The sequence below is a fragment of the Paenibacillus sp. 1A_MP2 genome (assembly GCF_052244825.1).
Lineage (GTDB): Bacteria > Bacillota > Bacilli > Paenibacillales > Paenibacillaceae > Paenibacillus > Paenibacillus vandeheii.
In genome coordinates this window covers 4,098,873-4,122,619 of sequence record NZ_JBQQCS010000001.1, presented here as the reverse complement: position 1 = coordinate 4,122,619, position 23,747 = coordinate 4,098,873, and the positions used below count along the sequence as shown (strand labels likewise).

Genomic DNA, 23,747 nt, shown 5'->3' with positions numbered 1-23,747 from the left:
GGTTAATCTTAGTGATCAAAAAGATTTGTTAGAATATTTTAAAAAGATAATATACAGATGCGTTTTTTAATGTTATCCTTATGTGTTACGTTTTGAAATGAGAGATACGTCAAATGAATATTTGTTGCGTAAATTAAGGAGACCTAATGACATTTAAAGACTTGAATATTATACCCGCAATTTTGGAAGGCTTGAGCAAAGCAAATTATACTGCCCCGACACCTATACAAGAACAGGCAATTCCAGCCGTATTGGCAGGCAGAGATTTGCTTGGCTGTGCGCAAACAGGGACAGGGAAGACGGCAGCATTTTCTGTACCCATCATTCAATTATTAAGCGAAAAGTCGAACGGCCCCAAAGCCGCACGTCATATTCGTTCATTGATTCTAACACCGACAAGAGAACTGGCGATTCAGATCTCGGATAACATTAAGGCTTATAGCCGTTACACCGATATTCGTTGTGCCGCTATCGTAGGTGGTGTTTCGCAAAAAGTTCAGGAACGTGCACTCAATCAAGGTGCAGATATTATTATTGCAACGCCCGGAAGATTGATTGACCTGGTCAATCAAAAGCGTATTGATCTGAAACATTTGCAAATACTGGTTCTTGATGAAGCAGACCGCATGTTGGATATGGGCTTCATTCACGATGTGAAGCGAATCATCGCGAAGATGCCGAGTAAGAAACAGACGCTGTTCTTCTCAGCTACCATGCCTCCGGAAATTACAAAAATGGTAAAAACGCTGCTGGTGGATCCGGTAAAAGTAGAAATTACACCCGTATCCTCCACAGTGGATCGAATTGAACAGTCTGTGTATTTATTGGAAAATGGAAAAAAACAGAATCTGTTGAATCATATCCTACAGGATAAGTCCATCGTTTCGGCACTGGTGTTCACCCGTACGAAGCGCGGAGCAGACCGTGTAACTCGTGATTTGTCCAAAGTGAATATTACGGCCCAGGCCATTCATGGCAACAAATCGCAGAATGAGCGTCAAAGAGCTCTGAATAATTTCAAAAGCGGAGTTACGCGGGTGCTGGTAGCGACAGATATAGCGGCAAGGGGTATTGATGTTGAAGAGCTTTCACATGTAATCAACTTCAACCTGCCTAATATTCCAGAAACGTATGTCCACCGCATTGGTCGTACGGGCCGAGCTGGACATAGCGGAATGGCTATTTCCTTTTGTGAGAAGGAGGAACTTCCGTTCCTCAAGGATATCGAGAAGGTAATCAAGAAAACCATTCCTGAAGTGAAAAATCATCCTTATCCGATGACAAGTGTCCCTGCTTTTGTAAAATCGAATCAAACATCGAAGTCTGCAGGCCATAAATCAGCAGCTGATAAACCTGTGAAGGCAAAAGCGAATCCTGCTCGCAAGCCAAAGTCCGAGTGGTTTAAAAAGAGTGGCAAAGCCAATCACAGTAAACCAAACAGTAGTAAGCCAAATGGCGGTAAACCAAACCACAATAGTACAAGTCACAGTAAACCAAAGAGCAGCAAAGTGAATAAAGCTCTTTAAAATAACGAGCAAAATGCCTTCTCCATTTCGTGGAGGAGGTTTTTTTTGTATACAAAAACGGATGCGATATTGATAATCATTTTCAATAAGAATAGAATAATAGAGTGAAAGTTAAAAAAAGTCACAAGTCTTGTATGCTGCAGTGACTTGAGGCAATCAGGAGGCGTAATTTATGTTCATTCAAACTCGCGTTATGGTAGTTGAAAAAGGTCACAGTCATAAACTGGTGGAACGTTTTAGTGCCCCTAGCCCTGTAGAGGAAATGCCGGGACTGATTGATTTCAGTGTGATGGTTAACAAAAAGAGTAAAGAACATGAAGAAGTAATGGTGCTGATTCGTTGGGAATCGGAAGATGCATGGAAGAATTGGGAGAAGAGTGATGTGCATATTAAGGGTCACCGCGAGAAAAGAGGACAGGAGAAACCAGAATATTTAATTAGCACTACCGTGAATATGTACGAGGTCCAGAAAGTGAAGACAGCCAGGGTATCTAATACTTAATTTGAATGATGTATAGCCTATCACATGATTTATCATGTGATAGGTACATTCAACATGCTGGTTTACATGCAAACGTACATTCGGTATCATTGAATTGGGCAGGGAAAGTTTGTCTTCCGCGCAAAGGAGAGGTACTGAATTGAAGAATAAGATCATTGATTACTGTTTGAAGAAAAAAGGTGCCATCAAGGATTATCCCTTCGGAGCCGATACGGTTGTGATCAAAATTGGAGGGAAAATGTTTGCACTCATTTTTGAGGGCAAGGCGGATAACGTTCGCTTGAACCTAAAATGTGATCCGATTATTGCAGAAAACCTGAGAGAGCAGCATGAATCCGTTCAACCGGGGTATCATATGAACAAAAAGCATTGGAATACCATTATTCTTGATGGTTCCTTGTCGGAGCAAGATATTTATGTCATGATTGACCATTCGTACGACATGGTTGTCAAAACCCTGTCTAAGAGTCTTATGGAAACCATCTCGTAAGTAGGCCACATGAAAAGAGATGGTCATCACATCAAGTGAATAAGGCATTTCGTTCTTAATCGTAGTATAATTTATATCGTTAAGAGCGTCGGTTATTTCATGATGTGGAGGCTTACTGCATGTTCATTAGAGAAATAGAGGAAAAAGATAATCAAGAAGTAGAGTCTCTGATTCGAAGTTGTCTGATTGAATTTGAGGCCAATAAGACAGGAACGGCGTGGGCTGATCCAAATTTGGGCGATTTTTATCACCTTTATCAACGGAAAGGCTCAAAATATTGGGTGGTTGAGGATAACTCAACCATTGTAGCTGGTTGCGGGATCGGACCCGTGGAAGGATTTCCTCATATTTGTGAATTGCAGAAGATGTATGCATTGAAAGAAGCACGAGGAACCGGGATTTCATATGATTTGCTTCGGATTTCCCTTGATTTTGCCAAAGACTACTATGAACAATGTTATCTTGAAACGCTTAGCAACATGGTCGCGGCTAACAAGTTCTATATCAAGAACGGTTTTATTCCGTTAGAGGCACCGTTAAATGCAACGGAACATTTTGCTTGTGATGCATGGTATATGAAAGCATTATAAAATCAGATCTCAAGCTAAAAAAAGCCTAGTTCAAGCGGCAGATTGCCGACGATGAATTAGGCTTTTTGGTATTTTCATATACCCATATACGTTAAAGAAACGTTAAACAGAGCTGCTCCACAATGCGGTCGGGAGAGTTGCCGCGCACGTTTTTTTGAAACAGATAGGAATCATTGCTCATGGCGGTCAGGAGCATGTCTGTTTTGAACAAGCTGATGGCCTGTGATTCGTCGGTCTCTGTTGCTATTTCTTCGAATAACTCGAATAGCTGCTGGTGCAATTGGTCATATAGGGGACTTGAGGTTCTGGAGTCTGATCCCTGATATACCGCATTCTCGATGCCCGAGAGCAGCTCCGCATTTTTCTCTCTGAACTGGATAAATAACGTCAGCAGACCACGCAACCGCTCAAATGGGGGATGCAATGCGTTCTCCTGAAGGTATGTCTCTACATCCTCGAAGAACAACGCTGCGTTATCTTTGATCAAGTCCATACATAACTCACTCTTATTGCGGTATCTGCGGTATAAAGTGCCCGCTCCAATCTGCGCTTCGGAAGCGATCTGATTCATGCTGACCCGCTCGACGCCGTGCAGCTCAAATAATCTGAAAGCCACGTTCAGAATACGTTGGCGGTTCTCGGCTGCATCCCGTCGTTCCGAACGAGAGGTTGTGTTGGTTTTATCCACTGTCTGTCACTTCCTATCCTTCAACCTCCAAAATTTGACAAGGGGAGAACTCTCCGTTTAATATCAAGAAGAGGTTAAGCGGAGAGTTCTCCCCTTAATCTTAATCAAAACGAGAGGGATGTGCAACTCATGGAGAGTGATCATAACAAAGCTGCACTTCTGCTTCTGGTTATGGATATGCAGAACATCATTGTATCGTAGTATGCGAAGCACGAGAACGCACTGTTCCCGTTTCAGAAAGCAGTAGAAGCAGCTCTCGCAGACATAACGTACCCGTGATTTTTGTGAAGGTTGGTCATCGCCAGGAAGTCCCTCCAATATGCAATAGTTTAACCTAATAAAATTGTCGAAGCGAAAGGGTGGTTATAATGAGTGAGTTAGATCTTAATGCTTCACAACAAGCAGCGCTAAGTCTGTTTAGTGGGGATAGTGGTGAAAACCCGTTTTCCCTTATCAAGCAGTTGCGTGAAACAGGTCCTGTTATTCCAGTGTCTCTGCCAATGGGTGGCACAGATCGGGGACAGTGGTTGGTTACACGAATGGAAGAAGCTTCACAGGTACTTAAAGATCATGCACACTTCACAGTAGACCCGCAATCCATCGACGGTAATGAGAATGCCCTGAAAGCCTATGTAGGCAATATAGATCCAGATGCCCCTCCGACGTTCTTCACCGGAAAATCGATGCTCTCCGTGGATGAGCCTGATCATCGGCGATTACGTCGACTGGTCTCCAAAGCCTTTACGCCCAAATATATGGAAAGTCTTCGCCCGCGTGTACAGCAGATTGCTGATGAATTACTGGATCAGGTTCAAGCCCAGGGTGAGATGGATTTGGTCAAGGACTACGCCTATCCGTTACCGATCCATGTGATATCCGATATGCTGGGTGTGCCTAAATCAGATCGCCCTCAGATCCAGAACTGGTCCTCCGCGATTGCACACGGTTTGGGTTTGGGAGTGCGTGATCCGGGAGTAGAGGAGCATCTTCGAGCCTTCGGGGACTATACCGCACAGCTGGTAGCTGAGAAACGCAAACATCCTGCGGATGACTTGATTAGTCAATTGATTGCTATTGAAGAAGAGGGCGATCGACTCAGTGAACCTGAACTGCTGTCCATGATTACATTATTGATCTTTGCCGGTCATGAGACGACATCCAATCTGATTGCAACAGGTGCAATGATGTTATTGGATCATCCTGAACAATTGGAGGAGCTCAAGGCTGATCTCAGTCTGGCCCCGTCTGCTGTCGAGGAATTGCTGCGTTTTAATGGACCTGCAACCATTGCTGGACCGCGGTTTGCAACTCAGGATATCGAGCTGGCAGGACAACGGATTAAAAAGGGAGATATGGTCATTCCCGTGTTGAAATCTGCCAATCGGGATGAGCTTCAGTTTGAACAGCCAGAGGATCTGGATGTTACACGTCATATTAATCGTCATCTGGCTTTTGGTCATGGCATTCATTCCTGCTTGGGGGCTCCACTTGCTCGTGTGGAGGGAGATATCGCTTTTACAACATTGTTAAGACGTATGCCTAATCTGCGACTTAATATTCCTCGGGAAAACATTGAGTGGCATTTGGCGCTAAGTTCACAGAGCCTGGCAGCCTTGCCTGTCGCATTTTAGCACAAAGTGTTGGAGCTTTTATTGGCAAGAGGAACCTGTACACCCCAAAATCCGCCTAACATGGCGGATTTTTTGGTTTGGAGCTATGGTTTCATTCCGATAGGAAACACACAGAAATTGTATGAAAACGAAGATTAATGATGAAGTAAAAAGCAATTTGATACAAAATAAATGTTTTGTTACAATATTATCGACTGAATTAAACTATTCGATTACATTTGTTGTTCCATAAATACATAAGAGGTGGTGAATGAATGCTTGAGTTGAGTTTTGATAATCCGGATGAGCTGGTCATGGTCACGCATGCTTTATCGACCCGCTCACGAGTGGATATCCTGAGACTATTGATTTCCCAAAACCTGAATATAGTAGAAATCGCGGAAGCTCTCAAACTTCCGGTATCGACAGTAGCCAGTAATATCAAGGTTTTGGAAGCGGCGAGGCTGATTAATACGGAACTGCTGCCCGCCTCTCGCGGGGCCATGAAGGTATGCAGCCGCAATTACGATGATATTCATATTGCTCTTAATCTGGAGAAAGCAATTCCCAAAGGCGATATTCAGGTATACGAAGTGGATATGCCTATTGGTCACTATAGTGATTGTGAAGTATCACCAACCTGCGGCATGGCGAATGGTGAGGGCATGATCATTCGAGAGGATGAACCTGCCAGCTTTTTTCATCCAAAGCATGTTGGCGCGCAGATTATGTGGTTTCGCAAAGGATATGTGGAATATTTGATGCCGCTGGAAATTCCGGGAGAAGCGGTAATCGAATCACTGGAACTGTCCATGGAGATGTGTTCTGAAGCCCCAAACTATGATCATAACTGGCCTTCCGATATCTCCGTATGGATTAACGGTGTGGAAATTGGCATGTGGACATGTCCTGGTGACTTTGGAGATCGGCGCGGAAAGCTCAACCCGGCTTGGTGGTTTGAATGGTCCACACAGTACGGGTTATTAAAGACATGGCGAGTGGACAAAAATAAAACGACACTGGATATGGAGAAAATCTCAGCAGTTGATCTGGCTCAGCTTAACCTTCAGAACAGCCACAAGTTAAGGGTACGGATTGGCATTAAACCGGATGCTGTTCATCAAGGAGGAGTTAATCTCTTTGGGAGACAATTTGGAGATTATGACCAAAATATAAAAATGACTGTACATTATGCTATTCATTAGAATGCTATAAGGGAGAAAGGCCTTGGTTGCAGATATTATGTAACTAATGCCTTTTTTTAATTAATAATTACATTAAATATGTTTGAAAGCGTTGACACAAGAGAAATACCCTTATATAATCCCCTATAGATACAGTAATAATGTAACAAAACAATTATATCGTTTGTATCTACAAATTAGAGTAAAGGGGATACTCGCATGAAAAGAAGATCGGCAGGTTAGCACTGACATTATTACTCTCATTCTCTACCGTTTTAAGTGCATGTAGCGGAGGCAGTAACGACGCTGGGGATAGTGGCTCCGGTGATGGAAAAGTGACATTGTCCTTCTGGACACTGTTCGATGGTGGTGATGGCGCCAATATGCAGACATTGGTCGATGAATTCAACAAAACCCACCCGGACATTGAAGTCAAGAATACCAAATTGGCCTGGGCGAGTACTATACGAAGCTCGTTACTGCTGTTGGTAACGGTAATGGACCGGATATCGGGATTTCCCATTCTTCCAGACTGCCCGACCTGATCAATCAGGGGGTCGTCACAGAGCTGGATACTCCGGCTACGGATGCAGGTGTGGATTGGAGCACGTATAACCAAAATCTCTTGGATGCGGTTACCGTAGAAGGCCAACATTATGCTGTACCCATTGACACACATCCCTTTATCATGTTCTACAACAAAAAACTTTTAAAAGATGCAGGCTTGCTTGGGGAAGACGGGAAACCGATTCTGGAGCAATCTGCTGACGGATTTGTAAGTTTCCTTCAAACGTTAAAAGAGAAGCTGCCTGCCAAAACTACCCCGTTTGCATTGTCCAATAATAATGATGACCCTTACCGCTTGTGGTGGTCACTGTACTCCCAGTTGGGTGGCAACGACGTCGTATCGGATGATCTGAAATCCGCAGCCATTGATAAGGAGAAAGGCATCAAAGCCGCAGACTATATCCAGAAGCTCTATACCGAAGGTTATATCAAGAAAAATGATCCGGACTTCTATAAAAATTTCCAAAGTGGCACAGCCGCCATTATCATGACAGGGGTCTGGACGACTGGAACCTGGGAATCCACCAAAGGACTTGAGTTTGGAGCCATGCCAATTCCGAAATTCTACGATCAGGAAGCAACGTGGGGAGATTCTCACACGATTGTTCTGCCGCTGACTAAGGATGAGGACTCGGCTAAACGCAAAGCAGCGATGATCTTTGCCGACTGGGTTGCTGACAATGGTCAGGTCTGGGCGAAAGCCGGACATATTCCATCCAAGCCATCCGTCCTGGAAAAACAGGAATTCAAGGATCTGCCATACCGCAGCGATTATTCCGAAGTGGCAAGTGTAGTTAAATTCAGCAAACATTCCACCAAGAATGCACAAATCCGTGATGAAGCTGCCTTTAAATTTTTGAATGAGGTATGGATGAACAAAATGACCCCTGCGGATGCCATGAACAACATGGAGACAGCCATTCAGAAAATTCTAAGCGAATAGAAGTAAGACGGGTCACGCAAGCCGTGCGTAGTCATCATCTGTAGACAAGAAATCGCCGGCTTGTGTGCCAATCAAAGGGGAGACGCATATGAAGATCAAAAAAATGAGAGCGGATTTGCAGGCACTGGTATTTCTGCTTCCATTCTTAATTGTTTATGGTTTATTTACGATCTGGCCCATGATTAAAGGCGTGGAGATGACCTTCTACAAATGGACATTGATTAAGAAAATGGATTTTGTTGGCCTGGATAACTTCCGAAAAGTTCTTCAGGACAGAGAGGTTTGGGAAGCGATTTGGCATTCTACCTTTTTTGTTTTCTTGAGTACACCGACCATGATTATACTCGCGATTTTGCTGGCTATGATTGCCAACCGTAAATCGTCTTTGCAGAAGTTCTACCGCATTATCTTCTTTATACCAAGCGTACTCTCCGTCGCTGTCGCAGCTTATCTGGGTTTATTCGTATTTCAGCCTTATACGGGATTGGTCAATTCCGTCCTGCATCTTGTCCAATTATTGCCTCAAAATTCTGAGGTTTTCTGGCTGACGGAAACCGGGCTCGCCTGGGTCGTTATTACCGTAATTACCTTGTGGTGGACAGTCGGATTTAACTTTATTTTGTATCTTTCCGCCATGCAGGAAATTCCGGATGAGATTTACGAAGCGGCGAGGTTGGATGGTGCAAGTGATAATCAAATATTTTGGAGAATTACTCTTCCATATCTAAATCCATTGACCAAAACCATAACGATGTTGCAGATCATCGCTTCCTACAAAGTCTTTATGCAAATTTATGTCATTACGGGCGGGGACCGCTGGATCAGACACGCCCGATTATTCAGTTAATCTATCAGACCGGATTCAAGAATAACAACCTGGGTTATGCCGCAACGATGTCCTACATTTTATTCGTAATCCTGCTGGTGCTGTCTGCGCTGCAATACTGGATGACTAACCGGAAAGGGGCGGAAAACTGATGAAATGGCTGTATCGCACAGGTTCTGCGTTGATGGCGGTTATGTTTGCGGCCCCACTTGTGTGGATGCTGATGGTCTCCATTAAAGAAGAAGGCATGAAGATTATTACAGTGCTGGACTGGTTTAAACCTCCTTACTCGCTTGCCGTCTATAACGAGATTCTGACGACGACAAAGCTGTCACAGTGGGTGGTTAACAGTTTGTTTGTCGCGGTGATTGTGACCGTGTTGACTGTTATTTTCGCCGCCATGGCCGGATTTGCCCTGTCCAAAGTACCGTTTCGTTTCCGTACATTTATTTTCTTCTTCATTCTTGGCGGGCTGTTGATTCCCGGTGAGGCTACCATTATTCCACTCTATCAGGTGGCCAAGGATCTTCATTTGCTGAATTCATACAGTGGATTAATCATTCCTGCGTTGGCTTCGCCTGTAGCAGTCATTGTACTCAAAAGCTTCTTCGACGGTATTCCCAATGATCTGTTGGAGAGCGTGCAAATTGACGGTGGGGGCTTTTGGCGGATTTTCACAAGCATTGTACTGCCGCTGACCCGGCCAGCGATGGCTTCCATGGCGATCCTGACGTTTATTGGTTCATGGAACAATTTTCTCTGGCCTTTTCTTTCGATCACGGATGACAATCTGTTTACACTGCCAATGGGAATTCCCACGCTGATGGGGCAGTATTCAGAGGATTATGTTAAACCAATGGTTATCAATGCCGTCGCTTCTGTTCCTATCATTATATTATTTATCATCTTTGAGAAGCAGATTGTCAAAGGTATCAGCATGTCTGGTATTAAAGGTTAACACTTTTTCAGGCCAACGCGCCAAATATAGAGGAGATCGGGGAGAACAATATGACTACCAAATCTTATAGCAAACATTATCCAAGACCACAATTTGTCCGCAAGGAGTGGCTGGATCTGAACGGGGAATGGGATTTTTCCTTCGATGATGGCAAAGTAGGCGAAAGCGAGCATTGGTATGATGAAGAACAATTTCCGAAAGGGACCCAAATCATTGTTCCTTTCACCTATGAAACCAAAGCAAGCGGAATCGGGATCGAGACATTTCATCCACGGGTCTGGTATCGAAGAAATGTGCTGATCCCGCAGGAGGCTCAAGGGAAAAGAACGATTCTTCATTTTCAGGGTGTAGACTACAAGGCAAAATGCTGGGTGAACGGGACAGTTGTTGGAGAGCATGAAGGAGGTTATGCTGCCTTTTCCTTCGACATCACGCCATACATTACGTACGGTTCAGAGAATAATATCGTGCTTGAGATAGAGGACAGTCAGAGTGCAGTGCAGCCTCGCGGAAAACAACGCTGGGTGGATCAAAATTTTGAATGCTTCTATGTACAGAGCACCGGGATTTGGAAAAGTGTATGGCTGGAATATGTGAATGAGGCAAGAATTGATGCGATCAAAATGACACCGGATATTGATCGACATATGATTCGATTGGACTTTCAGCTGCATGGAATTGAAGGCAGAAACAACTTGCGTCTGGAGACGCGCATTGAGCTTAAGGGGCAGCATGTGCAAACCATCAGCCTGTCTCCAGACAGACCTTGGATGACGATAGAAGCCAGTGTAAAACATGAGGCTGGCGGTCCGTGGAAACAGTCGTTGTGGTCACCAGGATCACCGAACCTGTACGATATTGAGTTTGTTCTGTACGAGGACGAGAAAGAAAGCGACCGGGTTCAGTCCTATTTTGGCATGCGAAAGATATCGATTGAAAATGGGCAGATTCTGCTGAATAACGCTCCACTCTATCAAAGGCTGATTCTGGATCAGGGCTATTGGCCAGAGACTCATCTAACACCTCCTTCTGAGGAAGCACTGATTGAGGATATCGATTACATTGCGGCAATGGGATACAACGGAATCCGTAAACATATGAAGCTGGAGGACCCGCTCTTCTTATATTGGTGTGATGTGAAGGGCATGTTGGTCTGGTCAGAAATGGCGGCGACCTTCGAATTCAATGACGAGGCTGTGACCCGCTTCACCAAAGAGTGGCTGGAAATTGTACCTCAGCAATATAATCATCCATGCGTAATTACCTGGGTTCCTTTCAATGAATCTTGGGGTGTACAGACCATTGCCCATGATGTAAGGCAGCAGCAGTTCACTCAAACCATCTATCATCTGACAAAAGCGATTGATCCGTATCGTCCGGTGGTTACCAACGATGGCTGGGAGCATACGGTATCCGACATTCTGAGTCTCCATGATTATGTGGAGACGGGAGACGCTTTTCTGGAGCGTTATCAGGATAAGGATCTGATTGTAACGAACCAGATCGCATCCAACCGATGGAAATTTGCTTTTGCAGAAGGATATACGTACAAAGGCCAACCTATCATCATTAGTGAATTCGGCGGAATCGCTTTTCAATCGGATAAAGGCTGGGGGTACGGTAACCAAGTGGATTCGGTAGAGGCTTTTCTCGAACGTTTCAGATCCATCACCGGGGCAATTCAATCCATTCCCTATATCTCTGGTTATTGTTACACACAGCTTACGGATGTGCAGCAAGAGATCAACGGACTGCTGACGGAAGACCGCAAACCGAAGGTACCACTGGAAGAGATTCGAAAAATCAATCTGGGATGAAGCCTGGACTATATGCAAGAGATCAACTTAGAACAGGAGAGCTGAACATCATGCTGCGACAGGATTATCCAAGGCCGCAATTTGTGCGGAAGGACTGGATGAGTTTGAACGGGGAATGGGAATTTGAATTCGATGATCATAACAAGGGACGTTCGGAAAACTGGAATGAAGGCAAACAAGCATTCAGCCGCCGAATCCAGGTACCGTTTGCTTTTCAAAGTCAGCTCAGCGGGATAGCAGATCCGGATTTTCACGATAATGTCTGGTACAAACGGACTTTTGACATTCCAGAGAACTTCCCCGGTAAACGGCTCCTGCTGCACTTCGGAGCCGTGGACTATGAAGCCTCTGTATGGGTGAACGGGAAACTGGTGGTCCGGCATGAGGGCGGGCATACGCCATTTCATGCCGATATTACGGATGCTCTTCTGGAAGGAAACAATGTGCTGACCGTACAAGCGATTGATTATAGCAGGGATGTAACGCTGCCGCGCGGGAAACAGTTCTGGCAGGAGCAATCTGCCCAAATTTTCTATACCCGCACGACTGGAATATGGCAATCGGTGTGGCTTGAAGCTGTTGCCCCCGTTCATCTGCAGAAGGTGCGCCTGACTCCCGATATTGATCGCAATAAGATCGAAGTCACGGCTTATCTTCAAAGGGAAACTGATCCAAGGGATTGGGATGCTCAAGATGTCAGACTGCGTGTACACATTGCTTATCAGGGAGAGCAGCTGTCTGAGGACGAATATCGAATTAGCGGCAAAACAGAAACCCGTACCATTGGGCTTCATACCTTTAACGAGCATGGCCTTGGCAGGCTGTGGTCACCAGAGCATCCTAATCTGTATGACATTCATTTCACTGTGTTGGTGGATGGTGTGCCAGTCGATGAGGTCGACAGTTACTTCGGCATGCGCAAGATTTCCATTGAACAAGGCAAGCTGTTTCTGAATAACCGTCCATATTATATGAAGCTTGTTCTGGATCAAGGGTATTTCCCGGATGGCAATCTGACCCCGCCGAGTGATGAGGCTATCCGGCGTGATGTGGAATTAACGAAGGAAATGGGATTTAACGGCGCCAGAAAACACCAGAAGATTGAAGATCCAAGATACCTGTACTGGTGTGATCAGCTTGGGCTGCTGGTATGGGGAGAGATGGCGAATGCGTACGATTTCTCGGAACAATATATCGCCCAGGTAACACGGGAATGGCAGGAGGCGCTGGAAAGGGATTACAACCATCCCTGTGTTGTGGTCTGGGTTCCTCTTAATGAAAGCTGGGGCGTTCCCCATATCCTGACCAGCAAGGAGCAGCAGTATCACGCCTTGTCGATGTATTATTTGACCAAATCGCTGGATTCCACTCGTCCTGTCATTTCCAATGACGGCTGGGAGATGGTACAGACCGACTTGTATAACATTCATGATTATGAATGGAGAAGGGAAGTTCTGGAGGAAAGGTATCGAACTCGTGAAAACGCGGTAAGTGCCCTTCCGGGCAGTCGGAATCTGAGCGTGGGTGGCTACCGTTATGAAGGACAGCCTATATTAATTACCGAATTCGGTGGAATCGGGTATAAGAAAAGTGAATGGGAAGGCTGGGGTTACTCCGGAGCGGAAAATGACGAGGATTTTGCCCAGCGGCTGCATGCCGTAGTACAGCCGTTATTGGATTCACCAGTTGTCGAAGGATTTTGTTACACACAGCTGACGGATGTAGAACAGGAGATTAACGGTCTGTTGACGTATGATCGACAGCCCAAGATGCCGATGGAACAGATAAGAGCCATTATTGAAGGGCGTTATCCATCGTCTGCTGGCGAATAAGGAGGGGAACGCATGTTGAACACAAGGGAGACAAGTAATTCCTGGGAAGGCGATTTTCAAGGGAAAAGGCCATTTACCTTCGTTTCGGTTCCAGTGAGGCTGTGATGCTGCCGGAGATTGGAGGTAATCTGGTCGCGTTTCGTGATCTTGAGCGAGGGCTACGCTTCCTTCATGAGCCGTCATCCGAAGAAATGGAATCATTCAAAGCAAAACCGATGATTCATGGGATCCCCGTCCTTTTTCCGCCAAATCGCTATGAGGATGGGCGGTTTGCCTGGAACGGGCAGACACTTCAGCTCCCGGTGAATGAGGAAGCAACAGGAAATCACTTGCACGGATTTTTTTATAATACGCCCTGGGTTGTGGATGAGTATGGACATACCGAGAAGGAAAGCTATGTCTCGGTGTCCATTACCATTGATGAAACTCATCCGGTGTATGTGACCTTTCCTTTTCAATTCAGGATTACATTGCGCTACTCGCTGAGCAGTGATGGACTTATGCAGCATGTGAGGATTCGCAATCACGGAGATTCCTGCATGCCATGCCTGATCGCTTTTCATACCTCAATCAACGCACCGTTTAATACGGGAGGATCGGCTTCTGATTACAAGCTCAAGCTGACCATCGGAGACAGATGGGAATTGGATCAACGTATGCTGCCAACGACACGTTTTCAGCCCCTGGTTCAGGAGGAAGAGCTGATGCGTGACTCCGGGGTATATCCGTTCTTTGCAGAAATGGATAACCATTACACTGCTGTACCGCAGAACGGAAGAAACCGGATGGAGCTTCAGGATACGAAGCATGGAATGACACTGATCTACGATGTGGGAACCTCCTATAAACAATGGATGATCTGGAACAACAATGCGGAAGAAGGCTTTTCTGTCCTGAACCCCAGATCAATCTTGTGAATGCACCTAATCTGGATATGCAGGCCGAAGAAGCTGGATTATTTAGTCTGGAGCCCGGAGAGATCTGGGAGGAAACGAGCAGATTATACCTGCGTCAATCGTAAAATAAAATGAAGGGGAGCAGCCAGGACAGCTATTGCTGTGATCGCGCTGCTCCTTTTAAAACCATTGAAGGGAGTGACCTGTTTGAAAAAAAGGGTAGCAACCTACCTTTGTCGGCGGAGAATCTTCCTTGGTCGCCATGCTGACTTTAGAATAAAATAATGCCAGCGGCTCCGGCAACAATAAGAACCAGCAGGGGATGAAGCTTGTACTTGAACAGGAGAAACAAACATACTCCGCTAATGAGCAGTGTTGCAATCCATACCCAGCTTATGCCTGTATCTTCATCTGGATAACCAAAATGAATGGCAGCATAAATGATGAGTCCCGTCGTTACTGGACGCAAGCCGTATAAAGATGACTTGACCCATGAATTGTCATGCACCCGATAAAATAGGGAAGAGAGTAACACAATGACAACTAATGAAGGCAAAATCATACCCGCCGTAGAGACCGCGGCTCCGATATAACCTGCCGTTTTATAGCCAATCAACGTTGCCGCATTGGTTGCAATCGAGCCGGGCGCCATGCCGGCCAGCGCTACGGTTTGCTGGAATTCTGAACTTGTCAGCCAACCTTTTTCCGTGACCTCGTGCTGAATGATCGGGATAACCGCATAACCGCCACCAAACGAAACGAGGCCTACACGTATAAACATCATGAACAGGTCCCAGTACATGTCGATCGCTCCGATTCGTCTTTCTTAAATGTAATATTCCAGTTCCGGGTAGCTTCCTGTTACAGATTCTTTTTCCATTTTCACTTGAAGCCCTAACCGCTTTTTGATCCGAATTACGGCCATACCGCTTATCAATCCCGACACAATAAGATAGAGGGGATGGATACCTGCAAACAACAGCACAGCTACGGTCACAATAGCAGCTATCGTTGTTGTGGTATCTAAGATGGAATACCTGGCCGTCCGATAAGCTGCCATACTGATTAGGGCAATAATGCCACCGTTCATTCCTTTTAAAGCGGCGTCAACTTTGGGTTGGTTACGAAATATAATGGCGAACACGCTAATCAGAATCACAATCAAAAACGTGGGACATGTCACGCCGATGACGGCTGAAACAGCTCCCGCGATGCCTGCCTGGCGATGTCCGATCATCGCAGCGGCATTTACGCCAACACCTCCAGGAGCCGAGCCGGCAAGCGATATAAGCTCACCGATCTCGTCCTCTTGCATCCATTTTTTCTTGTTCACCACTTCACGTTCAATAATGGGCAGCATTGCATATCCGCCTCCAAAGGTGGAAGGACCGATGCGGAAGAAAATCCAAAAAAGCTGTGCCAGTATCATACATTGTTCTTTCAGGTTTTTGATGCTACCCTCATCCTTTCCATCAGGCATGATGAATTCGAGGCATCGGCATGGACTCTTTGCCAAGCTCAGCCCAGATATATTTGAGCAGCAGCTCTGTCTTGAGATGGGTGTATTCTGGTTCATTCCATAGGTTGAATCGTTCATCGGGGTCCTTTTCAAGATCGAAAAGTTCACCATAGGTTTGATTGTAATAAACGGTGATCTTGTAACGCTCTTCAATATATGTTTTTTGATGAATCGTCGTGGGTTCGTGTCGAAATTCACAGAGAGCGTGATTCCGAACGGCTTCCTCAATGCCAAGCCACACGTTCTTTTGATCCAATCCCGTCATGGCGTGAGGAATTGCAATGTTGCAAAGGGACAAAAAGGTGGGAGCCAGATCGACCAGCGATTGTATGGCATTTGATTTTCTCGCAGCAGGCACCTCACCTGGATATCTTACGATAAAAGGGATTTTGATGAGATCCTCGTAATGGAATCCGCCCTTGGCCTGAAGACCATGCTGCCCGAAGAAATGACCGTGATCGGTTGTGAAAACGACGATAGTCTCATCTGCAATGCCCAACTCATCCAGCTTATTGAGAATTTTGCCAATATATTTATCCATCATGCTGATCATCCCGTAATACACGCCGACCAATTTTTTCTTGTCATACTCTGTTAAGCGGGACTTGTCGCCATATTCATAATAATGATGCGAACGGTAGCCGTGAATGCCGAAGCCGGTTTCAACCCAATCTTCAAAATTCGGATTTCTTCTTGGGTCAATTGAAAATGGGGCGGATTACGATCATGCTCCCGGGTGTTATGGAGGGGATCGTAAGATCATCCGGGTCATACATCGAATCCCACGGTTCCGGTACGAGATATTCCGGATGCGGGTCGAAGAAGCTGGCCCACATAAAGAAGGGATCATCGGCATCGGTATATTGCTGCAACAGGGAATTGGTTCGCTCGGCGATCCAGGTGTTGTAGTGATATTTCTCAGGAATGGGCCACGTATACGTTACGGAAGGATCCATCGTTCCTGTTGGGGAAGGAAGTAATCCCTCCAGTTGGTACATCCCCGTTCTTCTAGCCACAGTGCGTAATGCTGACCGATATGCGCTTCATTCGTATGATTACGGGTCAGCTCAACGTGGTCAAAACCGTAAAATGGTCCATGGAAATGTCTCCAGTACTCCAAATCCTGCAGGATGGGATAGGCTTCTACCGACGGGTAGACTTCTGTGGATTTTAAAGGCTGAAAATGTGCTTTGCCCACCAGTGCGGTGCGGTAGCCTGCTTCACTGAAACTTTCCCCGACGGTATGACGGTCTTCAAGCAATTTTGTGCCCAACGTCCAGGCCCCGTGCTGACTGGGATACATGCCCGTAATGATGGAAGCACGGCTAGGAGTGCAGGTAGGGTTCGGGCAATATGCCCGCTCGAACGTTGTTCCTTGCCGGGCGAGTCGATCCAGATTGGGTGTGGAAATTTCAGACTGAAAAGCTCCAATCGTGTTCCAGTGCTGCTGGTCGCTGGTGATTAGCAAAATGTTAGGTGTTCTCGACAAATGAAATCGCCTCCTAGGATGATGATATTGAAAAAAACGAGTTATAAAAATAGCCCGGTGTTATATTTTTGTTGTCATTTTGTTATTATCAAACAAAAAAGAGAAGGAGGGGACTCGCCAAAATGCAGGAATATGAGTACGAGTATGCAGAATTCATCTACTATAAGCCGGGTTATTTGGATAAAGAGGAGCACATTTGGCCAGTCCGGGCAGGACGAAGTGTAGCCAAATCCAATTACCGGGTTGGTCCCAAGCGTATTGAGTGTTACAGTCTTCATTTTGTGCATGAAGGCATGGTCAGGTTTGAGTTTGATGGCAAGCGAGTGGACCTGCAGAAGAATGATCTGTTTTGTCTGTTTCCCGGCAGAACCTATTACTATCACATGCTTCCCTCGGAATCTCCGCTGCGAATGAACTGGCTGGCATTGGATGGGGCTAAAGTCAAACCATTATTGGAGCTGGCTGGCTTGACTCCGGAAAGCCCGTTCGGCAAACAGATGATTACTTCTCGGGTCCAAGAAACGTCTGATCGTCTGATTCATGCATTGGCATGTGTGGAACGGTGGAAGCCTGCAGTATCACTGGAGTTGCACGGGTTGGTATACGGGTTGTTGGCTAGTCTTGTTCCCGACACCAACTATACACAGCCTACAGAACTGGCGAGTTGGATTCATGAATGCATGGATTACATGGAATTGCATGCAACAGAGGGCATTTCCGTGCAGCAGGTCGCCGACTTTGCGGGGGTGCATCGTTCGTACTTCTCCAACATGTTCACCAGTCAGGTTGGTCTGCCTCCGTTAAAATTCATGCAGCGAATACGAATGGATAAGGCCAAACAGCTTCTAAAAGATACCGATGCAACCATTACGGAGATTGCTTTGTCATTGGGTTACCCGAATTTATATTCATTTACAAGAGCTTTCAAAATCTATTATAAAGTTCCTCCAATCATGATGCGGAGAACCTCAAGCTGATCCTGAACATACTGCTGTCCAGTTTGGAGAACGCTTACTTTTTTTGATTGGATCTTGAAAAAGGAGACTCCGACAATGAAGCTCTCTACAATGCAAAGATGGATTTCACCGAAACGCAGCATTCAGGGGAAAATTTTTATCTCTTTTATTGCCGTTACGCTTGTATCCATCGTTTCGATTACGGTCATTGTTTATATGAGCATGCGTGAGACGATCATGCAAAATGCCATCACGTCAGTTTCGGACAGCATAAGGCAGGCGGATGAATCATTGAACATGATGCTGGAAGAGATTGATCGTCTAAATACCGTCGTGGTGACTAATAAAAACACGGTCATTGACACTTTGCTTAGTCCGAATGAGGAGATCAGTTATGAGTGGTTTCAGGAGCAGAAGCGGATGGATGAATTTCTATCGTCCCTGATTGATTATAAGGCTTACATTTCACGGATCGCCGTTGTGGGCCTGAACGGGAAGGTGTTCTTCTCGGGTGGGCCTTGGCTGGACAGAACGATTTTGGGTACGCCAGTGATGGACTATATGCTGCAAAATGGATCAAGGCACGCATATTTCAAACAGACAGGGGTATCAGATGCTGTCACTATTGGTCGGGAGATTCGTTATGACCGTGCCCCCATTGGGGTTGTCATGGTTGACGTGAATTATGAATTTATCCAGAAAACATATGACGTGAGGCCGACTACAGATAGCATGATCTATGTACTGGACAAGGAAAATCGCTTCGTCTATGAAACCCGAGCTACCGCATCTCTTGCTCCTTCATACGAGGAAATTAAGGACATTAATCAGCAATTCGGAAGGAATGGTGACGCGGTCAGGAAATATATGGATGGAAAAGAATACATCGTTCTTTGTCGTCAATCCGACTATACTGGGTGGAGCACTATAGCTTTAACTCCAATAGATTCTCTTCTGACCGAATCTGTAAGGCTGCGCAAACTGCTGGCAGAGGTGTCCATGATCGTATTTGTCGTTGTGCTGATCGTTTCACTGCAAGTCTCTTCCCGAATTACCCTGAATATTCGAAAACTAAAATCGCTGATGATGTTTGTGAAGGATGGCAATTTTACGCTACCCAAAAAAGAGATCAAAAGCGAAGACGAGACAGGGCAACTGTATCTTGTCTTTATCAGTATGATGGAAGAATTGAAAAGACTGCTCGAAGGAATCCGCCTCAGCGAGAAAGAAAAGCGGGAAGCTGAATTGACCGCGCTTCAAGCACAAATCCATCCTCATTTTTTGTACAACTCGCTCAATACAATCAAGTATTTGGCCAGATTGAACGGAGTGCCGAACATTGAAGAGGTGTCGGGATCGTTGATTGAGCTCATGCGGAGTGTCCTCGGAAATTCAAGCGAATTTCTTACACTACGGGAGGAATTGGCATATGTGGAGCACTATGTCTCCATCATGAAGTACAGATATATGAAGCCGATTCGACTGATTACCGAGATTGAGGATGACGCATTACTGGATTGCCGGGTATTGAAGTTGATGCTGCAGCCCTTGGTTGAAAACGCAATCATTCATGGTATTGGACCACTCGAACAGGATGGATTCGTGTTGATACGGGTGTATGAGGATGCAAACCATCTCCATATTGATGTGGTGGACAACGGCAAGGGGATCACGGAGGAGCAACAGAAGAATTCACTGGAAGGTACGGGCACAAAAGGCGAAACATCACGTTTTAGTGGAATGGGTGTACGTAATGTACACGAACGAATTGTTCGCATGTATGGCGACTCCTATGGCGTCCATTTGTGCAGTGAACCGGGGTTTTACACCAAAGCCGAGATTCGGCTGCCCAAACTCGAGAAACGTATGGAAAATACCAAACGAGAGGTGACATAAGCCATGTTTCAGGTACTACTCGTCGATGATGAACCGTTGGTACGCCATAATCTATGGACGTTATTGGACTGGGCAAACTATGGATTCGAATTATGCGGTCAGGCGCATAATGGGTTAATTGCTTTAACGATGATTGAGCAGTCGCCACCGCATATTGTGATTATTGATGTAGATATGCCTGAAATGAATGGTGTAGAGCTCAATCGGACCATCAAGGAACGTTTTCCGTGGATAAAGACCATTATGCTTAGCAGTTATGATGATTATGACTACGTGCGGGATTGCCTGAACAATGGCTCCATCGATTATTTGCTCAAGCATCGGTTGGACGATTCAACGCTGCTCCACATTTTGAATAAAGCCGTATCGGAATTGCAGCAGGCAGATCGGTTGCGTGAGAAACACGTCGCTGAGAAGGCAGAAGCAGAGAAAGGGAATTCCGAAGTTATGCGCGATTATTTGCTGTATTTGCTCAAAAGACAGACGAAAGCAACGTATGGGTTTGAGGATTTTCCCCGGAAATACAATCTGTATCCGCATGCGTCCAGATATGCAGCAGCAGCTTTACAGCTTGTTCCGTTCCTGCTGCTGACAGAGTCATATAGTGACGTGCAGACCAATGGTCTGATTCATCAGGTCGTCGATATGATGCAGCAGAGCCTGGGTGATATCCATGAACGGACAGCGGTGTACGTAGAGGAAGGGCGATTTGTTATCGTGTTTTCTTTCAAGGAACGAAGCGAGCACGTCATACAGCGTGAGGTAGATGGACAACTGCGGAAGATTCAGCATGCATTGGAACTGTTCCTGAATCTGCAATGTGTTACCGCTGTGGGACATGTATGCACCAGTCTGTCCCAGTTGGCATCCAGCTACTGCTCAGCCGAAAGTACACTCGATGGATCTTCGTCGAAAACGTTCAGTAGTCCTATCATCCACGAAGAAAGCCCATGTTCGGACAAACATCCATCGGACAAGCGTTCAGATGAATTCCATCAACGCCAGCGTCTTTCCCTGACCATTGAGGAGCACAAACAGCTTCTGTTATCCATAGAAAGGTTTGATAAGGAAGGCGTGCACCAATTGATTTCCTCTATTTTTGCTTCGATAGACCACCTGCCTATCCACTCACATACGGTTCAGATGATGGTCAGCGAGCTCATGCAAATGGGTGATAAAGCATGGAAGAGCTGCTTGCCTTCCACAGATCCAGCGGTAGCTAAGCTGCCTTCAAGAAGCGAGCTTGGTCGAATGAAAAACATAAGAGAGCTGGAGCAAGGCCTGCAATCCTTCTTCTCCAGCCTGTTTCATTTGCTGAATCAGCATCGTGTGGTGGGGTCCTATTCTCGGCATGTCACGCAGGCCATTCATATCATCCTGGAGAAGTATCCAGGTTATGTCACATTAGAGCTTGCTGCAAATGTCATTGGGCTGAATGCCTCCTACTTAAGCAGAATATTCAAGGAGGAGACGCAGCGGACATTTTCGGAATATCTGAATCGTGTTCGGATTGATGAAGGGTGCAAGCTGCTGGACAGCGGTCAATATTCAATTAAGGAAATAAGCATGCAAGTGGGTTTTACGACGCACAACTATTTTTTCAAAGTGTTCAAAGAAATAACGGGTTTGACACCGCAAGCGTATTTGAGCAATCCGGGAAAAAGAAAGAACGATATAAAGGATCCTGACATACTTACGGGGAACGATGCTGATCAGAGCAAAACTCAAAACTTGTAAAATATGTGGAGTAAAGGGTCATATTATTGTAATTGCCTTCCATGCCTAGTGAATTATAATGAGCACACACCAATAGCAAACGCTTACAATTTACATTTGGTGATAAGAATTGGGGGCACAACTTATGCGTAAACGCTGGGGAAGAAATGTGATTATGACAATGATCGTTTCCAGTTTGATGCTGGCTGGATGCAGTTCCGGTGGAACCGCTAACGAATCTGCATCAGAGGTATCGAAAAACGACGTTCATACGACCGGGTTTCCAATTGTGGACCAACCGGTAAACCTCAAGATGTTTACCCGAATTGCACCCGTAAATGGCCCTTTTAAGGAGATGCCGGTTTTCCAGGATTACGAGAAATTGAGCAACGTGAAAGTGGAGTTCATTGAAGCGCCGACAGATGGTTTTCAAGAGAAAAAAAATCTGCTGTTTGCATCGAATGAGCTGCCTGATGCCTTGTTCCGTTCAGGTCTTTCCCCGCTAGAAGCCATTCGTTACGGTTCTGCAGGCCAGTTAATTCCGTTGGAAGGACTTATCGATGAGTACGCTCCGAATTTGAAGAAATTAATGGAGGAATACCCCGAGATTCGCGCAGGCATCACTACACCGGAAGGTCACATTTATACGATTCCGGGGATTGTTACGCTGAGTGCGGCCCGGACGGATAAGAAATGGATCAATCAGATGTGGCTTGACAAGCTGAATCTGGAAGTGCCGGAGACGACCGAAGAACTGTTCAACGTGCTGCTTGCCTTCCGTGATGGCGATCCGAATGGAAACGGTAAACAGGATGAACTACCGATGACAGCCCGTGTGGGATTGGCTGTTGTGAGCGCGATGAGCGGATCCTTCGGTTTGGATTCACAGCTCGGATATAACATTAATATTGAAAATGACAAAGTAAGCATCTGGATGGGCAGTGACCAGAATAAAGAAATGCTGATGTATTTAAACAAGCTGTATAAGGAGAAGCTTCTGGATCAGGAAATATTCACACACACGGAAGCACAGTATCTGGCCAAGCAGGGATCGGGAAATACAGGCTTTTTCTTTGACCAGACAAACAATAACTTTTTGTCGATCATAGACCAATATACGGGTATCGCCCCACTGGAAGGTCCGCAAGGTGATCGATTGCAGAGCCAGGCTTTGCCCATTGCCAGAGATTTTGGAGCCTTTGCGATCACATCCGTCAATCCATATCCTGAAGTCACGATGCGTTGGATTGATTATTTCTACAGTGATGAGGGTTCTACGCTGTTGAGATTTGGAAGAGAAGGCGAGCATTACGAGATAAAGGATGGTATTCCCTACTATACAGAGGACTTCTTAAAGGAAATCAGTAATCAGGCCAAAATTACGCCTTATGCCGGAGGAGGCGCGCCACATCTCATCAGCGAACAGGTTGCCTCTTTTATTAATCCACCGCAGGTGCAGGAGGCTCAGCAAAAGCTTGATCCGTTCATGCCAAAAGTCCGCTATGCTGCTCCAATGTTTGATGAGCAAACCGCCCAGGAAGTCAATATTTTGCGAAATGATATCGACAAATATTACGAAGAACAAAGTACGAAATTTATCGTAGGTGCGCTTGGCTTTGACAAATGGGAGCAATTCCAGTCTACGCTCAAAAAGATGAGAATCGAGGAGCTGGAGAAGATATATCAGGATGCTTATGACAAGATGCAGAAGTAATGCTGAAACATCATGGATGAGGAGCAGA

Annotated in this window: 19 protein-coding genes and 2 pseudogenes; 17 read left to right on the top strand and 4 right to left on the bottom strand. The window is 45.7% G+C overall.

The window, feature by feature from the left end; all coding sequences use genetic code 11:
- Positions 1-146 precede the first annotated feature (146 nt).
- The 4 genes from ACTWJ7_RS20225 (at position 147) to ACTWJ7_RS20210 (ending at position 3,108) form a co-directional block, all read left to right on the top strand.
- A complete protein-coding gene (locus ACTWJ7_RS20225) occupies positions 147-1,526 on the top strand; it encodes a DEAD/DEAH box helicase (RefSeq protein ID WP_443145825.1) in 1,380 nt (459 codons plus the stop codon).
- Positions 1,527-1,698: 172 nt separating this feature from the next.
- Positions 1,699-2,028: an antibiotic biosynthesis monooxygenase gene (locus ACTWJ7_RS20220; RefSeq protein WP_024631801.1), complete on the top strand. Its 330-nt coding sequence runs from the start codon at positions 1,699-1,701 to the stop codon at positions 2,026-2,028.
- A gap of 139 nt (positions 2,029-2,167) precedes the next feature.
- Positions 2,168-2,518 carry an MmcQ/YjbR family DNA-binding protein gene (locus ACTWJ7_RS20215; protein WP_094936533.1) on the top strand — a complete coding sequence of 117 codons (351 nt, stop codon included), beginning with the start codon at positions 2,168-2,170 and terminating at the stop codon, positions 2,516-2,518.
- Positions 2,519-2,637: 119 nt separating this feature from the next.
- The gene (locus tag ACTWJ7_RS20210) at positions 2,638-3,108 is read left to right on the top strand and encodes a GNAT family N-acetyltransferase (protein WP_301878721.1); all 471 of its coding nucleotides are present in this window, start codon (positions 2,638-2,640) and stop codon (positions 3,106-3,108) included.
- A gap of 91 nt (positions 3,109-3,199) precedes the next feature.
- Here the strand turns inward: ACTWJ7_RS20210 and ACTWJ7_RS20205 are convergent, their stop codons facing one another.
- Positions 3,200-3,796: a TetR/AcrR family transcriptional regulator gene (locus ACTWJ7_RS20205; protein WP_301878719.1), complete on the bottom strand. Its 597-nt coding sequence runs from the start codon at positions 3,794-3,796 to the stop codon at positions 3,200-3,202.
- A 368-nt stretch (positions 3,797-4,164) separates the two neighbouring features.
- Here ACTWJ7_RS20205 and ACTWJ7_RS20200 point away from each other — a divergent pair, with 368 nt between their 5' ends.
- From ACTWJ7_RS20200 to ACTWJ7_RS20160, 9 genes and pseudogenes are all read left to right on the top strand, one after another.
- Positions 4,165-5,427, top strand: coding sequence for a cytochrome P450 family protein (locus tag ACTWJ7_RS20200; RefSeq protein ID WP_301878718.1), 1,263 nt, complete (start codon positions 4,165-4,167; stop codon positions 5,425-5,427).
- 254 nt (positions 5,428-5,681) lie between these two features.
- On the top strand, positions 5,682-6,611 hold the full coding sequence (locus ACTWJ7_RS20195) for an ArsR/SmtB family transcription factor (protein WP_079344450.1): 930 nt from the start codon (positions 5,682-5,684) through the stop codon (positions 6,609-6,611).
- Positions 6,612-6,925: 314 nt separating this feature from the next.
- Positions 6,926-7,135: a hypothetical protein gene (locus ACTWJ7_RS20190; protein ID WP_443145824.1), complete on the top strand. Its 210-nt coding sequence runs from the start codon at positions 6,926-6,928 to the stop codon at positions 7,133-7,135.
- Complete coding sequence (locus ACTWJ7_RS20185; protein WP_443146396.1) at positions 7,036-8,100, top strand: extracellular solute-binding protein; 1,065 nt, start codon at positions 7,036-7,038, stop codon at positions 8,098-8,100. The genes ACTWJ7_RS20190 and ACTWJ7_RS20185 overlap by 100 nt, the downstream gene beginning before the upstream one ends.
- Positions 8,101-8,188: 88 nt before the next feature.
- A complete protein-coding gene (locus ACTWJ7_RS20180) occupies positions 8,189-8,947 on the top strand; it encodes a carbohydrate ABC transporter permease (RefSeq protein WP_443145823.1) in 759 nt (252 codons plus the stop codon).
- Positions 8,948-9,077: 130 nt separating this feature from the next.
- The gene (locus ACTWJ7_RS20175; RefSeq protein ID WP_301878716.1) at positions 9,078-9,884 is read left to right on the top strand and encodes a carbohydrate ABC transporter permease; all 807 of its coding nucleotides are present in this window, start codon (positions 9,078-9,080) and stop codon (positions 9,882-9,884) included.
- Between the two features lie 50 nt (positions 9,885-9,934).
- Positions 9,935-11,701 (top strand): glycoside hydrolase family 2 protein, encoded by a 1,767-nt coding sequence (locus ACTWJ7_RS20170; RefSeq protein WP_301878715.1) that lies wholly within the window; start codon positions 9,935-9,937, stop codon positions 11,699-11,701.
- A 50-nt stretch (positions 11,702-11,751) separates the two neighbouring features.
- Positions 11,752-13,533 carry a glycoside hydrolase family 2 protein gene (locus tag ACTWJ7_RS20165; protein ID WP_301878713.1) on the top strand — a complete coding sequence of 594 codons (1,782 nt, stop codon included), beginning with the start codon at positions 11,752-11,754 and terminating at the stop codon, positions 13,531-13,533.
- Positions 13,534-13,574: 41 nt separating this feature from the next.
- A pseudogene (locus ACTWJ7_RS20160) lies at positions 13,575-14,554 on the top strand (aldose 1-epimerase).
- Between the two features lie 146 nt (positions 14,555-14,700).
- On the opposite strand, the gene ACTWJ7_RS20155 reads toward ACTWJ7_RS20160, so the two are convergent.
- From ACTWJ7_RS20155 to ACTWJ7_RS20145, 3 genes and pseudogenes are all read right to left on the bottom strand, one after another.
- Complete coding sequence (locus tag ACTWJ7_RS20155) at positions 14,701-15,231, bottom strand: chromate transporter (protein ID WP_301878711.1); 531 nt, start codon at positions 15,229-15,231, stop codon at positions 14,701-14,703.
- Positions 15,232-15,255: 24 nt separating this feature from the next.
- Entirely contained in the window at positions 15,256-15,858 is a 603-nt protein-coding gene (locus ACTWJ7_RS20150; protein ID WP_301878710.1) for a chromate transporter, read from the bottom strand.
- Between the two features lie 43 nt (positions 15,859-15,901).
- Positions 15,902-17,437 (bottom strand): annotated as a pseudogene (locus ACTWJ7_RS20145) (sulfatase family protein).
- Between the two features lie 122 nt (positions 17,438-17,559).
- On the opposite strand from ACTWJ7_RS20145, the gene ACTWJ7_RS20140 reads away from it, so the two are divergent.
- The 4 genes from ACTWJ7_RS20140 (at position 17,560) to ACTWJ7_RS20125 (ending at position 23,719) form a co-directional block, all read left to right on the top strand.
- Positions 17,560-18,414 (top strand): AraC family transcriptional regulator, encoded by an 855-nt coding sequence (locus ACTWJ7_RS20140; protein WP_079344460.1) that lies wholly within the window; start codon positions 17,560-17,562, stop codon positions 18,412-18,414.
- 75 nt (positions 18,415-18,489) lie between these two features.
- Complete coding sequence (locus ACTWJ7_RS20135) at positions 18,490-20,289, top strand: sensor histidine kinase (protein ID WP_079344461.1); 1,800 nt, start codon at positions 18,490-18,492, stop codon at positions 20,287-20,289.
- Between the two features lie 3 nt (positions 20,290-20,292).
- A complete protein-coding gene (locus ACTWJ7_RS20130; RefSeq protein WP_079344462.1) occupies positions 20,293-22,026 on the top strand; it encodes a response regulator in 1,734 nt (577 codons plus the stop codon).
- Between the two features lie 124 nt (positions 22,027-22,150).
- The gene (locus ACTWJ7_RS20125; protein ID WP_079344463.1) at positions 22,151-23,719 is read left to right on the top strand and encodes an extracellular solute-binding protein; all 1,569 of its coding nucleotides are present in this window, start codon (positions 22,151-22,153) and stop codon (positions 23,717-23,719) included.
- The last annotated feature ends 28 nt before the right edge of the window (positions 23,720-23,747 follow it).

What these genes read in the sequence shown, in the direction of transcription:
- ACTWJ7_RS20170 (WP_301878715.1), top strand. Translation starts at nt 9,935, where the DNA reads ATGACTACCAAATCTTATAGCAAACATTATCCAAGACCACAATTTGTC.
- ACTWJ7_RS20165 (WP_301878713.1), top strand. Translation starts at nt 11,752, where the DNA reads ATGCTGCGACAGGATTATCCAAGGCCGCAATTTGTGCGGAAGGACTGG.
- ACTWJ7_RS20220 (WP_024631801.1), top strand. Translation starts at nt 1,699, where the DNA reads ATGTTCATTCAAACTCGCGTTATGGTAGTTGAAAAAGGTCACAGTCAT.
- ACTWJ7_RS20140 (WP_079344460.1), top strand. Translation starts at nt 17,560, where the DNA reads ATGCAGGAATATGAGTACGAGTATGCAGAATTCATCTACTATAAGCCG.
- ACTWJ7_RS20210 (WP_301878721.1), top strand. Translation starts at nt 2,638, where the DNA reads ATGTTCATTAGAGAAATAGAGGAAAAAGATAATCAAGAAGTAGAGTCT.
- ACTWJ7_RS20130 (WP_079344462.1), top strand. Translation starts at nt 20,293, where the DNA reads ATGTTTCAGGTACTACTCGTCGATGATGAACCGTTGGTACGCCATAAT.
- ACTWJ7_RS20150 (WP_301878710.1), bottom strand. Translation starts at nt 15,858, where the DNA reads ATGATACTGGCACAGCTTTTTTGGATTTTCTTCCGCATCGGTCCTTCC.
- ACTWJ7_RS20155 (WP_301878711.1), bottom strand. Translation starts at nt 15,231, where the DNA reads ATGTACTGGGACCTGTTCATGATGTTTATACGTGTAGGCCTCGTTTCG.
- ACTWJ7_RS20195 (WP_079344450.1), top strand. Translation starts at nt 5,682, where the DNA reads ATGCTTGAGTTGAGTTTTGATAATCCGGATGAGCTGGTCATGGTCACG.
- ACTWJ7_RS20200 (WP_301878718.1), top strand. Translation starts at nt 4,165, where the DNA reads ATGAGTGAGTTAGATCTTAATGCTTCACAACAAGCAGCGCTAAGTCTG.
- ACTWJ7_RS20135 (WP_079344461.1), top strand. Translation starts at nt 18,490, where the DNA reads ATGAAGCTCTCTACAATGCAAAGATGGATTTCACCGAAACGCAGCATT.
- ACTWJ7_RS20225 (WP_443145825.1), top strand. Translation starts at nt 147, where the DNA reads ATGACATTTAAAGACTTGAATATTATACCCGCAATTTTGGAAGGCTTG.
- ACTWJ7_RS20175 (WP_301878716.1), top strand. Translation starts at nt 9,078, where the DNA reads ATGAAATGGCTGTATCGCACAGGTTCTGCGTTGATGGCGGTTATGTTT.
- ACTWJ7_RS20125 (WP_079344463.1), top strand. Translation starts at nt 22,151, where the DNA reads ATGCGTAAACGCTGGGGAAGAAATGTGATTATGACAATGATCGTTTCC.
- ACTWJ7_RS20180 (WP_443145823.1), top strand. Translation starts at nt 8,189, where the DNA reads ATGAAGATCAAAAAAATGAGAGCGGATTTGCAGGCACTGGTATTTCTG.